Genomic DNA, 14,009 nt, shown 5'->3' on the forward strand with positions numbered 1-14,009 from the left:
TAGAGTCATTACGCTGCCTTGGCCTCGAAATTTCCGAGGTCTTCGGCGATTCGGCGGGTCAGGTCGTCGCGCAGCATCTTCGCGGCGAAGCCGATCGCAGTATCCACGCCCAGTTCGTTGGCGCTGCCATGGCTCTTCACGACGATGCCGTTCAGCCCCAGGAACACGGCGCCATTATGGTTGTTCGGATCGAGATGGTGGCGCAGCAGCTCGGTCGCCGGCTTGGAGATCAGGAAGCCGATCTTAGAGCGGGTCGAGCTGCTGAATGCGCGCTTGAGCAGGTCCGCCACGAATCGGGCGGTGCCTTCCACCGTCTTGAGCGCGATATTGCCGGAGAAGCCGTCGCACACGATCACGTCGACTTCGCCGCGCGACAGGCGGTTGCCCTCGATGAAGCCGGTGAAGTCGAGCGGAAGATGCGTGGCGGCGCGGATCTGGGCGGCGGCATCGCGGATGATGTCGGTGCCCTTCATCTCCTCGGTGCCGATGTTGAGCAGCGCGACGCGGGGCCGCTCCAGGTCGAGCGCGGTGCGGGCATAGGCGGCGCCCATCACCGCGAACTGGACGAGGTTGCGCGCATCGACCTCGGTATTGGCGCCCAGATCGAGCATCACCGTGTCGTTCTCGCCCAGCGTCGGCATCAGCGCGGCGAGCGCTGGGCGGTCGATGCCCGGCATCGTCCGCAGCGAGAGCTTCGCCATCGCCATCAGCGCGCCGGTATTGCCCGAGGAGACGGCGGCGCCCGCGCGGCCCTTCTTCACCAGGTCGATGGCGATTCCCATCGACGTGGTCTTGGCGCGGCGAATCGCCTGGCTCGGCTTTTCGTCGGACGCGACGACCTGTTCGGCGTGGACGATCTCCGACGCCGCTGTCAGGTTGGGATGAGTCTTCAGGCCTTCACGGATCCGGGCTTCGTCGCCGACAAGGATGAACTCCATCCCCTCGAACCGGCGACGCGCGCGCGCGGCACCGGCCAGCATGACGGCGATCCCCTCGTCACCGCCCATCGCATCGACGGCGATTCGCGAGGGAAAAGTCATGTTGGCACGCCCCCGTTAAGCTCCGTTTTCTCAGCCTTCGACGGAGGTGATCTCGCGGCCGTTATAATGGCCGCATGCGTTGCACAGGTTATGCGGACGCTTCAGTTCGCCGCAGTTCGGGCACTCCTGGAACGCCTCGACGCTCAGCGCATCGTGCGCCCGGCGCATGCCACGCCGCGAGGGCGAGGTCTTTCTCTTCGGAACGGCCATTTCGGCACCTTATAAAAGACTAGAATCAAAGTCGCGATACGCCCACGGGATGCACCGGGCAAGCGACGGCTGGGCCGGCCGCTCGCCGGGACCAGCAGGCAGGTCACGAAGCGAGCCCGCGCGTATAGCGATTCTTGTCCATGTTGCAAGGCCGTGCGAGGGAGGGGCTTCGTAAAGGGGAGGTCCAATGCTGTTACCTGTCGCGCTCACCACCACCGGCGCCGCCGCGCTCATCAACCTCTGGCTGGGCGTGCGCGTCAGCCGGACGCGCCAGGCGGAGAAGATCTGGACGGGCGACGGCGGCAACCCCAGGCTGATCGCCCGGATGCGCGCGCATCTCAATTTCGCCGAATATGCGCCGGTCGTGCTGCTCCTGATCGCGCTGATCGAATTCGGCGCGGGGAGCCAGCTCTGGCTCTGGGCTGCCTCGGTGCTGTTCCTGCTCGGGCGGATATTGCACCCGATCGGCATGGACGGCTGGAAGTTCGGCCGCCAGGCGGGGATCATCTCCACGCTGCTGGTGATGCTGGGCCTCGGTCTCTACGCCGTCTTCCTCGCCCACCAATATGGCAACCCGCTGCGCTGAGAGGAATCAGCGCCCGGCCAGCACCGAATCGGCGACGAACGGATTGGTCCGGCGCTCATGCGCGAAATTGCTGGGCTGGCCATGGCCGGGGACGAACACCGTGTCGCCCCCCAGTGGCCATAGCCGCCCGGTGATCGCGTCGATCAGATCCTGGTGATTGCCCAGCGGGAAGTCGGTCCGCCCGATCGATCCCTGGAACAGTACGTCGCCGACGAGCGCCAGCTTCGATTCGGGATGGTGGAACACGACATGGCCCGGCGTGTGCCCCGGGCAATGATAGACGTCGAGCGTGAGATTGCCGACCGTCACCTGATCGCCGTTCGCCAGCCAGCGATCGGGCTCGAACGGCATGCCTCGCACGCCATAATTGCGTCCGTCATCCTCCAGCCGCGCGATCCAGAAGCGGTCGGCCTCGTGCGGCCCCTCGATCGGCACGCCCAGTTCCCGGGCGAACTCGTCCGCCGATCCGCAATGGTCGATATGGCCGTGCGTCACCAGGATCTTCTCGATCGTCACGCCATGCTGCTTCGCCGCGGCGCGCAGCTTCTCCAGGTCGCCGCCCGGATCGCAGAAGGCGCCCCGCATCGTCTCGGTGCACCACAGCAATGTGCAGTTCTGCTGGAGCGGCGTGACCGGCACGATCGCCGCGCGCATCGGGGGAGAGGTCGGTTCGGACATGGCGTTCAGGTAGTTGCCCCAGGCACCCACGGCAACACGGGCTTGCCCGATGCGCCCCGGGGCGGCATGCCCGCCGGAGAATGCGCCTGCCCGTACCGCCCTTCATATTGCTCGATGATGCCCGGCCGAACGGCGTGCCCGCGCGGCTCTATGCCGATCCGGTCGAGATCGTCCGCGCCGACAGTCTCGATCAGGTGCGCCCCGCGCTGGAGATGCTCCGCGCCGCCCGGGCTCGAGGTCTCGATGCCGCCGGCTATCTCTCCTACGAAGCCGGCCCCGCGCTGGAGCCCGCCGCGCCGCGACAGGAGGGCGCCGCGCCCCTGCTCTGGTTCGGCCTCTTCGAGGGCCACCGCGAAATTCCCGCCAAGGACATACCCGCCCTGCTGCCCGATCCCGCCGGTGCCTGGGCCGGCGCCCCGGAGCCGGAGATCGCCCGCGCGGACTATGACGCCGCCCTTGCGCGCGTGCTCGACTATATAGCGGCCGGCGACATCTATCAGGCGAACCTCACCTTTCGCGCCACCGTCCGCACCGCCGGCAGCGAACCCGCGCTCTATGCCCTGCTCCGCGCCCGCGCCCGCGCCGGCTATGGCGCCCTGGTCGCGACTGGCGCCGAATGGCTGCTCAGCTTCTCGCCCGAACTCTTCTTCGCTCTGGAAAAGGGCCGGCTCACCGCCCGCCCGATGAAGGGCACCGCCGTCCGCGACGCCGACCCGGCGATCGATCGCGCCAATGTCGAGACGCTCCGCAGCGATCCCAAGCAGCGCGCCGAGAACCTGATGATCGTCGATCTGATGCGCAACGATCTCGCCCGCGTCGCCCGCCCCGGCAGCGTCGCGGTGCCGGCGCTGTTCGAGGTCGAGACCTATCCGACCGTCCATCAGATGGTGTCCTCGGTCACTGCCGATCTCGCCGAGGGGCTCGACCCGGTCGATGCCCTGGCGGCGCTCTTTCCCTGCGGCTCGGTCACCGGCGCGCCCAAGATCCGCGCGATGCAGATAATCGCGGAGGTCGAGAAAGACGCGCGGGGCGCCTATACGGGCTCGATCGGAAGGATCGACGCCGATGGCGATGCCATGTTCAATGTCGCGATTCGCACGCTGGCCCCTGCCGGCCCGGGGATCGCGCGGCTCGGGCTCGGATCGGGCGTGGTCGCCGATTCGATCGCGCCGGCCGAATGGGAGGAGTGCCTTGCCAAGGGAGCGTTCGTGACGGCTGGAGAAATCCCCTTCGACCTCATCGAGACGATGCGCTTCGATCCGGACGAGGGCGTGCCGCTCCTCGAACGGCACCTCGCCCGGCTCAAGGCGAGCGCCGAGGCGCTGGGTTTCTCCTTCGATCGCCATTCGGCGCGCAACGAGCTTCAGGCGGCGACCTTTCGGTTGCGCGATCCGGCGCGCGTCCGATTGCTGCTCGGCCCCTCGGGCGCGATCGCGATCGGCATCGCCCCGCTTGCCCAACCGCCCGAGGGACCAGTCGCGGTGGCGATTGCCCGCCGCGAAGTCGCGCCAGACGACTTCCGCCTCGCCCACAAGACTACGCGCCGGGGATTCCTGGACCGCGCCCGCGCCGCCTCCGGCGCCTGGGAAGTGGTCTTCACCGACGATCAGGGTTTCCTCACCGAAGGTAGCTTCACTTCGATCTTCGTCGAGCGGGACGGCAGGTTGGTCACCCCGCCGCTCTCGCGCGGCCTGCTTCCCGGCGTGCTCCGCGCCGAGCTGATCGAGAGCGGCCGCGCGGTCGAAGGCGATCTCACCCCCGCCGATCTCAAGGGCGGCTTCTTCCTGGGCAATACGCTGCGCGGACTGGTTTCAGCCGTTACAGTTGCGGAAAAGCCGTAGCCGGACCTATAGGCGCGCGTCCCTCCCGGAAAAGGCGCCTCCCATGCAGACTTCCGCCGCGCTCCAGCGCATCCAGCCCTCCGCCACGCTCGCGATGACGAGCCGCGTGTTCGAGCTGAAGCGTCAGGGGATCGACGTGATCGGTCTCGGCGCCGGCGAGCCCGATTTCGACACGCCCGATTTCGTCAAGGAAGCCGCGATCGAGGCGATCCGCGCAGGCAAGACCAAATATACCAATGTCGACGGCACGCCCGAGCTCAAGCAGGCGATCGTCGGCAAGTTCGCCCGCGACAACAGCCTGACCTATGCCGAGAACCAGATCAGCGTGAACTCGGGCGGCAAGCATACGCTGTTCAATGCGTTCTGCGCGACGATCGATCCGGGCGACGAAGTCATCGTCCCCGCCCCCTATTGGGTGAGCTATCCGGACGTGGTCGAGTTCGCGGGCGGCACGCCCGTCTTCATCAGCGCCGGCGCGGCCCAGAACTACAAGATCAAGCCCGAGCAGCTCGAAGCGGCGATCACCGCCAAGACCAAATGGGTGGTGCTCAACTCGCCTTCGAACCCCACCGGCGCCGCCTATAGCGCGGCGGAGCTCAAGGCCCTGGGCGAAGTGCTCGAACGGCATCCGCATGTGCTGATCTATGCCGACGACATGTATGAGCACATCCTCTACGACGGCTTCGAGTTCCGCACGATCGCCGAAGTCTGTCCGGCGCTCCACGATCGCACGCTGACCGCCAACGGTGTGTCCAAGGCTTATGCGATGACCGGCTGGCGCATCGGCTATGCCGGCGGCCCGGCCTGGCTGATCAAGGCGATCGGCAAGCTCCAGTCGCAGTCGACCTCGAATCCGTGCAGTATCTCGCAGGCGGCCTCGGTCGCCGCGCTGAACGGCGACCAGAGCTTTCTCAAGGAGCGCGTCACCGCCTTCCAGGGGCGCCGCGATCTGGTCGTGTCGATGCTCAACCAGATCGACGGCATGACCTGCCCGCGGCCCGAAGGTGCCTTCTATGTCTATCCCGAATTCGCGGGCCTGATCGGCAAGACCACGCCCAAGGGCCAGGTGATCGACAGCGACGAGGCGATGGTCGGCTATCTGCTCGACGAGGCCCGCGTCGCGGCGGTGCATGGCGGGGCCTTCGGCTTCTCGCCGGCATTGCGGATCAGCTATGCGACGTCCGAGGCGCTGCTGACCGAGGCGTGCACCCGCATCCAGACGGCCTGCGCCGCCTTGCGTTGAGGCGGCCAAGCGCCGATCTATCGGCGATGGTCAAGATCGCCCTCCCCGCCGCGATTCTCGCCGGCGCGCTGCTGCTTGCCGCCACCGGGGCCGGTGGCGCCGAACGGGCGGTGCCGATTCCTCCGCCCGCCGCCGATGTCGCGCCGGCCAGGGAGCCGCAGGTGGCAGTGCTCGCGGGCGGCTGCTTCTGGGGCATGGAGGCGGTGTTCCAGTCGGTGAAGGGCGTCCAGTCGGTCACCGACGGCTATGCCGGCGGCACCCGCGCCACCGCGACCTATGCCCAGGTCTCGACCGAGCGCACCGGCCATGCCGAGGCGGTCCGCATCGTCTATGATCCGCGGAAGGTGAGCTACGGCACGCTGCTGCGCATCTATTTCTCGGTCGCGCACGATCCGACCCAGCTCAACCGCCAGTATCCGGACAGCGGCCCCAGCTATCGCTCGGCGATCTTCCCGCAGGATGCCGAGCAGCGCCGCGTCGCCGCCGCGTACATCGCCCAGCTCGGCCAGGCCAAGGCCTGGCCCCGGCCGATCGTGACGAAGCTGGAGACCGGCGCCTTCTATCCGGCCGAAGCCTATCACCAGGACTTCTTCTGGCGGAACCCGACGCATCCCTACATCGTCCGCTGGGACAAGCCGAAGGTCACCGCCTTCCGCAACGCCTTCCCGCAACTGGTGAATTGACGCTCCCCCGCGCCGGGGTGACGATAATCAGATCAGCCCGAGTCCCGCCAGCTCGCCCACCAGTCCGGGCGGCAGCTCGGCGATCCCCGCCCCCGCTTCGCCCAGATCGGGCGGCGCGTCCGTGCCTGCCAGATAGCGCCAGCCTTGGTGCGCGCGCTTGGGCCGAGCCTGCACGAGCACCAGCCTGGGTTCCAGATAGATGGCGACGCGCCCGCCCTCGGCCTCGCCGAAGCCCAGGATCGGCGATCGGCCGATGAGCTGGTGCTTGATGATCCAGAACAGCGATCCGCCCCCAACATCTTCACCCACTATCTCCGCGTGACGCTTGGGCAGATAGCGCGTCGTCAGGAAGGCCGGCTGGTGCGCGGCCTTCAGCGCCAGGCGCTCCTGGAGGTACTCGATGCTGTCGCAGCCATAGGCGACTTTGGTCAGATGTAGCGGCACCACCGCGATTTGGGCGCGCAGGCGCCTGCGATCAAGTCAGCCGGCCAGGCCCCACAGTGCGGCAAGGCCCAGGAACGAGAAGAATCCCATCACATCGGTCATCATCGTCACGAACACGGCCGAGGAAACCGCCGGATCGACTCCGGCGCGCTCCAGCGTGATCGGCACCAGCACGCCGGAAAGCCCCGCGATCAGATTGTTGATGATCATCGCCAGCCCGATCACGATCGCCAGGTCGGGCCTGCCGAACAGGATCATCGTGCCGGTGCCGATCAGCAGCGCCAATATTGCGCCGTTGGTCGCGGCGATCTGGAACTCGCGCGCCACCATCCGCACCGTGTTCGAGCTGGTGAGCTGGTTGGTGGCGAGCGCGCGCACCACCACCGCCAGCGTCTGGGTGCCGGCATTGCCGCCCATGCCGGATACGATCGGCATCAGCACCGCGAGCAGCGCGAACTTGGCGATCTCGCCCTGGAAGAAGCCGACGACCGAGGCCGCGATCATCGCCGTGCCCAGATTGACCACCAGCCAGGTGATCCGCGTCTTCACGGTGAGCGCGATCGGCTGGTTGATGTCGCCCTCGCCCGCGCCCGACAGGCGCAGGATGTCCTCGCCCGCTTCCTCGGAGATGATGTGGACCACGTCGTCCACCGTGATCATGCCGACCAGCCGTCCGCTCGAATCGACCACCGCGGCGGAGATCAGCGCATATTTCTGGAAGCGCAGCGCCACTTCCTCCTGGTCCATGTCGACCGGGATCAGCGTCTGCTCGCGCTTCATGACGTCACTCACCGTCACTGCGCGCGGCGTGCGCAGGATCCAGGAGAGCGTGCAGGTGCCGACCGGCTTGTGCGAGGGATCGACGACGAAGATCTCCCAGAAATCGGTCGTCAGATCCTCGTCGCGGCGCAGATAGTCGAGCACGTCGCCGACGGTCCAATGCTCGGGCACCGCGACCAGCTCGCGCTGCATCAGGCGGCCGGCGGATTCCTCGGGATAGGAAAGCGCTTCCTCGATCGCGGCGCGGTCGTCGGGGTCCAGCGCGCGGAGCACTTCGCGCTGGTCGTCCGCGTCCATGTCCTCGATGATCGCGACGGCATCGTCGGTATCGAGCTCGGCGGCGATGTCGGCCACCTGGTGCGGCTCGAGCGCGTCGACCAGGGCTTCGCGCACCCAGTCGTTCATCTCGGCGAGCACGTCGCCGTCGATCAGGTCGGCGATCGCCGCGGCCAGCGCCGGGCGCTGCTCGGAGGGCGTCAGCTCGACCAGATCGGCGATGTCGGCCGGGTGGAGCGGTGCGGCCAGCGCATGCGCCGCCTCGAAGTCGCCGGCCTCGACCGCTTCGAGCACCGCGCTGACGAATTCCGGCTTCAGCCGGTCGTCCTCGTCCAGCTCGCTTTCGGACGCTTCGGCATCGCCGGCGTGAAGTTCGGTCTCGCTCATCGTTCGACCTCCTTCGCCGGCCCCGTGCGGGAGGCGCTGCCATCACCCGCCGGGATTTGCAAGTCGTGGGCTGCACGCCTAGTTGGCGGAAAATCCCTGCCTCTGGAGCATCCCATGTCCGATCCCACCAACCTCGTCCTCACTCTCGAAACCGGCGACGTGCACATCCGGTTGCGTCCCGATCTCGCGCCCCTGCATGTCGAGCGCATCGCCACCCTCGCGAACGAGGGCTTTTATGACGATGTCGTCTTCCACCGCGTGATCGACGGCTTCATGGCCCAGGGCGGCGATCCCACCGGCACCGGCACGAGCGGTTCGGACAAGCCGAACCTGCCCGCCGAGTTCAGCCGCGAGCCGCATGTCCGCGGCGTCGCCTCGATGGCGCGCACGATGGATCCGAACAGCGCGAACTCGCAGTTCTTCATCTGCCTCGACGATGCGACCTTCCTCGACGGCCAGTACACCGTCTGGGGCGAAGTGACCGAGGGCATGGAGCATGTCGACGCGCTCCCCAAGGGCGAGCCGCCGCGCAACCCCGGCAAGATCGTCAAGGCCCGCGCCGAGTAAGCCATCCAGCCGTTTCCCCTCCCTTGCAGGGAGGGGAGCGTCAAATGTCGATTTACAGGTCCGACGCGCTCAGCGCTTCCACCAGCCAGTCGTGGAAGAGCTTGACCGGGCGCAGCGCTAGCGCCCGCGGGCGGCAGACGAACCAATAGCTGTAATGGCTCTCCACCGTCAGGTCGAAGAGCTGGACCAGCCGCTCGTCGCGCGCCGCCTCGAAGTGCGATTCGAGCATGAAGGCGACGCCGAGTCCCTGCGCGGCGGCCTCCAGCATCAGGTTGCCCGAATCGAAATGGTCGATCGCCGCCGGCTCCAGCTCGGGAACGCCCGCTGCCGCGCGCCATGCCGTGAACGTCTCGGGCATGTCGCGATGCACCAGCGCGGTCAGCCGGGCGAGATGCTCGGGCCTGGTGATCGGGTCCGGCCCTTCGATCAGGCTGCGCGCACCGATCACATGCACGCGGTTGCGATCGAGCCGCCGCGCGTAAAGCCCCGGATCGATGTCGCGCGCGATCACGATCGCCGCGTCGAGCCCGTCGCCCAGCCGCGCCACGCCGTGGCCCGCGGTATCGACGTCGAGGTGCAGCTCGGGATGGCGGCGCTTCAATTCGGGCAGCCGCGGCAACAGCTGCTGGGTCGCATAGAGCGGCAGCACCCCCAGACGCAGCCGCAGCAATTCGGTTCCGCTCGTCATCGCCTCGACGGCGTCGGTCATCGCGTCGAGCGCCGGCGCGATCAGCCCCAGCAGCCGGTCGCCGTCATCGTTGAGCTTGAGCGCCTGGTGCCGCCGCTCGAACAGCGGCTTAGCGATGAATCGCTCCAGCGACTGGACGCGTCGGCTGAGCGCGGGGGAGGAAAGGGCGAGTTCCTCGGCGGCCGCCTTGATCGAGCCGAGCCGGGCGACCTGGACGAAGGCTTCGATGGCGGTGAGGGGTGGAAGGCGGCGCATTCTCTCTTCTTTGTGCGGTGCGTCACAAACTTGGCAAGCGAATCCGGCTTGGCAACAGCGTTGCTGCCCTGTGAACCAACTATCGTTCCGGTTAATGGCGATTGCAAGATGTGCATTCAACAGTAAATCATTTCGCACTTGCACAAAATCGTGCCGCACTGCACATAGGACGTGCCTTTCAGGCATCCTCTCCTAAAACTTTCCAAGGCCGTCCTGCGGGGCGGCCCTTTTTTTTGTCTTCGCCGTTCCTAGGTTGCCCGTTCCACGCCTGGGGAGATCAGAATTGGCGGACGACGAAAAACAGGTGCGCAAGCTGCAGGTGGCCAATGCCCGGCCCGAGGACAGCGGCCGCGGCCTGGCCCATATTCCCCGCGCGCTGATGGGCGCGCTCGGCATCACCGAAGGCGATGTGATCGAGATCGTCGGCAAGCGGACGACGCCGGCCCGCGCGGTGCTGCCCTATTCCGAGGATGAGGGGCTGGAGCTGCTCCGCATCGACGGGCTCCAGCGCGCCAATGCCGGCGTCGGCTCGGGCGATTTCGTCGAGGTGCGCCGCGCCGAATCGAAGCCGGCGACACGCGTCGTCTTCGCGCCCGCACAGGAGAATCTGCGCCTCCAGGGCTCGGGCGAGGCGCTCAAGCGCACCTTCTTCGCGCGGCCGCTCACCGCCGGCGATACGATCGCCACCGTCGGCCACCAGCGCGCCGACGTGCCGCCCAATGTCGCGCAGTTCGTCCGCGCGCCGGCCTATGCGCTCCAGGAGATCCGCTTGGCGGTGATCTCCACCACGCCGCGCGGCATCGTCCATATCGACGAGAATACCGAGGTGGAGCTGCGCGCCGAATATGAGGAGGCCAAGGAAAGCCGCCGCGCCGACGTCACCTATGACGATATCGGCGGCATGGCCGCGACGATCGACCAGCTCCGCGAGATGGTCGAGCTGCCGCTGCGCTATCCCGAATTGTTCCAGCGCCTGGGCGTCGACCCGCCCAAGGGCGTGCTGCTCCATGGCCCGCCCGGCACCGGCAAGACGCGGCTCGCCCGCGCGGTCGCCAACGAAAGCGATGCGACCTTCCACCTGATAAACGGTCCCGAGATCATGGGCTCCGCCTATGGCGAGTCCGAATCGCGCTTGCGCCAGGTGTTCGAGGAAGCGGCCAGGACCGCGCCATCGATCGTCTTCATCGACGAGATCGATTCGATCGCGCCCAAGCGCGGCCAGGTCTCGGGCGAGGCGGAGAAGCGCCTGGTCGCCCAACTCCTCACGCTGATGGACGGGCTGGAGGCGCGCGCCAACATCGTCGTCATCGCCGCCACCAATCGGCCCGAGGCGATCGACGAGGCGCTGCGCCGCCCCGGCCGCTTCGATCGCGAGATCGTCGTCGGCGTGCCGGACGATCGCGGCCGCCGCGAGATATTGGGCATCCATACGCGCGGCATGCCGCTCGCCGACAATGTCGATCTGAACGAGCTGGCGCGCACCACCTATGGCTTTGTCGGCGCCGATCTCGCGGCGCTCACCCGCGAGGCGGCGATCGAGGCGGTGCGGCGGCTGATGCCGCAGCTCAACCTCGAGGATCGCAGCATCCCGCCCGAGGTGCTCGATACGCTGTCGGTCACGCGCGAGGATTTCCTGGAGGCGATCAAGCGCGTCCAGCCTTCGGCGATGCGCGAGGTGATGGTCCAGGCGCCGCAGGTCCGCTGGGAGGATGTCGGCGGCCTAGACGATGCGCAGATGCGGCTGAAGGAAGGCGTCGAGCTCCCGCTCAAGGATCCCGATGCGTTCCGCCGCCTGGGCATCCGCCCGGCCAAGGGTTTCCTGCTCTATGGCCCGCCCGGCACCGGCAAGACGCTGCTGGCAAAGGCGGTCGCGCGCGAGGCGGAGGCGAACTTCATCGCCACCAAGTCCTCGGACCTGCTCTCCAAATGGTATGGCGAGTCCGAGCAGCAGATCGCGCGGCTGTTCGCCCGTGCCCGCCAGGTCGCGCCCTGCGTGATCTTCATCGACGAGCTCGATTCGCTGGTGCCGTCGCGCGGTGGCGGAATGGGCGAGCCGCAGGTCACCGAGCGGGTGGTCAACACGATCCTGTCGGAGATGGACGGGCTGGAGGAGCTCCAGTCGGTGGTGGTGATCGGCGCGACCAATCGGCCGAACCTGATCGATCCGGCGCTGCTCCGCCCGGGCCGGTTCGACGAGCTCGTCTATGTCGGCGTGCCCGACAAGGCCGGCCGCGAACGCATCCTGCGCATCCAGACGGGCAAGATGCCGCTCGCCGGCGACGTCGATCTCGCGGTCGTCGCCGATCGGACCGAGCGTTATACCGGTGCCGATCTGGAGGATGTCGTGCGCCGCGCCGGCCTGGTGGCGCTCCGCAGCTCGCTCGATACGCGCGAAGTCACGATGGCGCATTTCGAAGCGGCGCTGAAGGATTCGCGCGCCACCGTCACGCCCGAGATGGAGGACGAGTATCAGGCCATGTCGGGCCGGCTGAAGCAGCAGGCATCGGCGATCCAGCCGATCGGCTTCATCGCGCCGGGGATGCTCCGCGGCCACGGCCCGAAGGGCGAGGGCTGAGGCAATCTTATAGCCGTCATCCCCGCCTCCGCGGGGATGACGGCTATGAGGCCGCTGCGCCTGCCTCCCGGCGGGTCGCCAGGAATGCATAGACGAACAGACATGCCAGCCATCCGGCAGCCGTCAGATACGGCAGCGGCCGCCACAGCTCGTACAGCCCCACTCCGATCGACGGCCCCAGCACGAACGCCGCGCCGTTGACCGACGTCACCTTGCCCGCCACCGATCCCTGCGCCTCCTGTCCCACCGCGAGCGAGGCGCCGGCGGTGAAGCCCGGCCGCGCGAAGCCCATGCCGAGCGAGGTCAGCGCATAGCCCAGCGCGATCCCGTAGAGTGAAAGCGCGCTGCCGGTCGCGATGCAGCCCAGCGCGCCCAGCGCGACTCCGATCAGCATCAGCGCGCGCGGCTTCAGGTCGAACAGCGGGATCAGCCCCCATTGGACCAGTAGCGAGGAGAGGGCGCCCATCATCAGCACCAGCCCGGTCGGCTGCAGCGCTTCGAGCGGCGAGACGCGCAGCCGGTCGATGATGAGGAACCCGATCGCCTGCCCGGTCATCGCCTGGGCATGGCCGATCACCAGCCCGCAGACGATCCAGGCACGGATGCGCGGATCGAAATAGCCGACCGGCTGGCTCGCGTCCGAGACGGCGGCGGTGACGCTCGCGCCCGAACCCTGCCCGCCGATCGAGGGATAGGCGACCGCCGCGCCGTGCCATTCGTTTTCCGCGCGCGGCAGCAGCCGCACCACCGCGATCCAGATCGCTACGCCGATCGCGCTCGCCGCGAAGGCGGGGCCGGCGAGCCCGATCCGGGGGCCGCCCTCCCACAGGCTCCCCATCACCAGATAGGGCGCGATCGCCGGACCCAGGATTGTGCCCAGCCCGAAGGCGGAGGCCAGCAGCGTCAGCGCCTTGGTCCGCTCCTCGCGGCTGGTGCGCCCGGCGACCAGCGCCTGCACCGCCGGCGGCGCTGCCGATCCGAAGATGCCATAGATCATCCGCCCGGCGATGAATGCGGCGAAAGTCGCCGCCGGCCCCAGCACGCCGTTGATGCCCAGCGCCAGGAAGATGCCGCAAAGCCCCAGCGACACGGTGAACCCCGCCACGCCCAGCAGCACCATCGCGCGCCGCCCGTGCCGATCCGATCGATTGGCCCAGAAGGGCGCGGCAATCACCCAGAGCAGCGCGGAGACCGAGAATACCGCCGCGACCGCGCTGTCGGCGGCGCCCAGCGAGCGTCCGAGCGCGGGCAGCACCGATTGCAGCGCGGTGTTTCCCGCCGCGATCGCGAGCATCACCGTGAAGAGGAGCGCGAAAATGCCGTCGAAGCCGCGCGCCTTCATCCGCGATCCCAGCCATAGCTGCGGCCGATCTCGGCCACGTGGAGACGATACCAGCGATACCATCGCCCGCGCCCGGCCTCGCGCGTTGCCGCATGTTCCGGATGCCTGCGCCAGGCGATGGCGCTCGCCTCGTCCGCCCAATAGCTGACGGTGATGCCGATCCGGTCCTCGCCGCGCGCATCGTCGGCGCCGCGATAGCCGGGCTGGATAGCGGCGAGCTCGGCCATCCGGGTTGCCGCCTCGGCATAGCCCGTATCGTCGTCGAGCGTGCGCTCCGATACGAAGATCACGGCGATCTGCCCGGTGCGGTCGGTCATGTACCTCGATTAGGCATTTTGGCTGCCGAGGCAAAGTCGGCTGGCCTTTTCGGCTTTCCCGTGCTCCTGCGTCCGCGAAAACCCGGGGGTAGCCGCA

The 14,009-nt window shown here is 67.9% G+C and carries 14 protein-coding genes; 6 read left to right on the forward strand and 8 right to left on the reverse strand.

Annotation, left to right across the window (positions count from 1 at the left end; genetic code table 11):
* Nucleotides 1-8 precede the first annotated feature (8 nt).
* Nucleotides 9-1,040, reverse strand: coding sequence for a phosphate acyltransferase PlsX (plsX, locus tag HB724_RS03920; protein ID WP_213979596.1), 1,032 nt, complete (start codon nucleotides 1,038-1,040; stop codon nucleotides 9-11).
* 30 nt (nucleotides 1,041-1,070) lie between these two features.
* On the reverse strand, nucleotides 1,071-1,250 hold the full coding sequence (gene rpmF / locus HB724_RS03925) for a 50S ribosomal protein L32 (RefSeq protein ID WP_213979597.1): 180 nt from the start codon (nucleotides 1,248-1,250) through the stop codon (nucleotides 1,071-1,073).
* Between the two features lie 187 nt (nucleotides 1,251-1,437).
* On the opposite strand from rpmF, the gene HB724_RS03930 reads away from it, so the two are divergent.
* Nucleotides 1,438-1,836, forward strand: coding sequence for an MAPEG family protein (locus HB724_RS03930; RefSeq protein ID WP_213979598.1), 399 nt, complete (start codon nucleotides 1,438-1,440; stop codon nucleotides 1,834-1,836).
* A gap of 6 nt (nucleotides 1,837-1,842) precedes the next feature.
* Here the strand turns inward: HB724_RS03930 and HB724_RS03935 are convergent, their stop codons facing one another.
* Entirely contained in the window at nucleotides 1,843-2,514 is a 672-nt protein-coding gene (locus tag HB724_RS03935; RefSeq protein ID WP_213979599.1) for an MBL fold metallo-hydrolase, read from the reverse strand.
* A gap of 80 nt (nucleotides 2,515-2,594) precedes the next feature.
* Between HB724_RS03935 and pabB the strand changes: the two genes are divergently transcribed.
* The 3 genes from pabB to msrA are packed head-to-tail and all read left to right on the forward strand — an operon-like array spanning nucleotide 2,595 to nucleotide 6,281.
* Entirely contained in the window at nucleotides 2,595-4,355 is a 1,761-nt protein-coding gene (gene pabB, locus HB724_RS03940; protein WP_213979600.1) for an aminodeoxychorismate synthase component I, read from the forward strand.
* A 43-nt stretch (nucleotides 4,356-4,398) separates the two neighbouring features.
* Nucleotides 4,399-5,598 (forward strand): pyridoxal phosphate-dependent aminotransferase, encoded by a 1,200-nt coding sequence (locus HB724_RS03945; protein WP_213979601.1) that lies wholly within the window; start codon nucleotides 4,399-4,401, stop codon nucleotides 5,596-5,598.
* Nucleotides 5,599-5,624: 26 nt separating this feature from the next.
* Nucleotides 5,625-6,281, forward strand: a complete 657-nt coding sequence (gene msrA, locus HB724_RS03950) for a peptide-methionine (S)-S-oxide reductase MsrA (RefSeq protein ID WP_213979602.1) — start codon at nucleotides 5,625-5,627, stop codon at nucleotides 6,279-6,281.
* 27 nt (nucleotides 6,282-6,308) lie between these two features.
* Here msrA and HB724_RS03955 read toward each other — a convergent pair whose 3' ends face one another.
* Together HB724_RS03955 and mgtE are read right to left on the reverse strand one after the other, a co-directional pair.
* Entirely contained in the window at nucleotides 6,309-6,725 is a 417-nt protein-coding gene (locus HB724_RS03955; RefSeq protein ID WP_213979603.1) for a DUF1489 family protein, read from the reverse strand.
* A gap of 36 nt (nucleotides 6,726-6,761) precedes the next feature.
* Nucleotides 6,762-8,168, reverse strand: coding sequence for a magnesium transporter (gene mgtE / locus HB724_RS03960; RefSeq protein WP_213979604.1), 1,407 nt, complete (start codon nucleotides 8,166-8,168; stop codon nucleotides 6,762-6,764).
* 114 nt (nucleotides 8,169-8,282) lie between these two features.
* Between mgtE and HB724_RS03965 the strand changes: the two genes are divergently transcribed.
* Nucleotides 8,283-8,735 (forward strand): peptidylprolyl isomerase, encoded by a 453-nt coding sequence (locus HB724_RS03965; RefSeq protein WP_213979605.1) that lies wholly within the window; start codon nucleotides 8,283-8,285, stop codon nucleotides 8,733-8,735.
* Between the two features lie 52 nt (nucleotides 8,736-8,787).
* Here the strand turns inward: HB724_RS03965 and HB724_RS03970 are convergent, their stop codons facing one another.
* Nucleotides 8,788-9,678 carry a LysR substrate-binding domain-containing protein gene (locus HB724_RS03970; RefSeq protein WP_213979606.1) on the reverse strand — a complete coding sequence of 297 codons (891 nt, stop codon included), beginning with the start codon at nucleotides 9,676-9,678 and terminating at the stop codon, nucleotides 8,788-8,790.
* A gap of 283 nt (nucleotides 9,679-9,961) precedes the next feature.
* Between HB724_RS03970 and HB724_RS03975 the strand changes: the two genes are divergently transcribed.
* Nucleotides 9,962-12,253, forward strand: coding sequence for a CDC48 family AAA ATPase (locus HB724_RS03975; RefSeq protein ID WP_213979607.1), 2,292 nt, complete (start codon nucleotides 9,962-9,964; stop codon nucleotides 12,251-12,253).
* Between the two features lie 43 nt (nucleotides 12,254-12,296).
* Here HB724_RS03975 and HB724_RS03980 read toward each other — a convergent pair whose 3' ends face one another.
* Both HB724_RS03980 and HB724_RS03985 read right to left on the reverse strand, forming a co-directional pair.
* Nucleotides 12,297-13,595: an MFS transporter gene (locus HB724_RS03980; protein WP_213979608.1), complete on the reverse strand. Its 1,299-nt coding sequence runs from the start codon at nucleotides 13,593-13,595 to the stop codon at nucleotides 12,297-12,299.
* Nucleotides 13,592-13,912, reverse strand: coding sequence for an antibiotic biosynthesis monooxygenase (locus tag HB724_RS03985; RefSeq protein WP_213979609.1), 321 nt, complete (start codon nucleotides 13,910-13,912; stop codon nucleotides 13,592-13,594). The genes HB724_RS03980 and HB724_RS03985 overlap by 4 nt, the downstream gene beginning before the upstream one ends.
* Nucleotides 13,913-14,009: the final 97 nt, after the last annotated feature.

Origin of the sequence: Sphingomonas sp. dw_22 (genome assembly GCF_018449795.1) — a bacterium.
In the GTDB taxonomy this organism is placed as follows: Bacteria; Pseudomonadota; Alphaproteobacteria; order Sphingomonadales; family Sphingomonadaceae; genus Sphingomonas.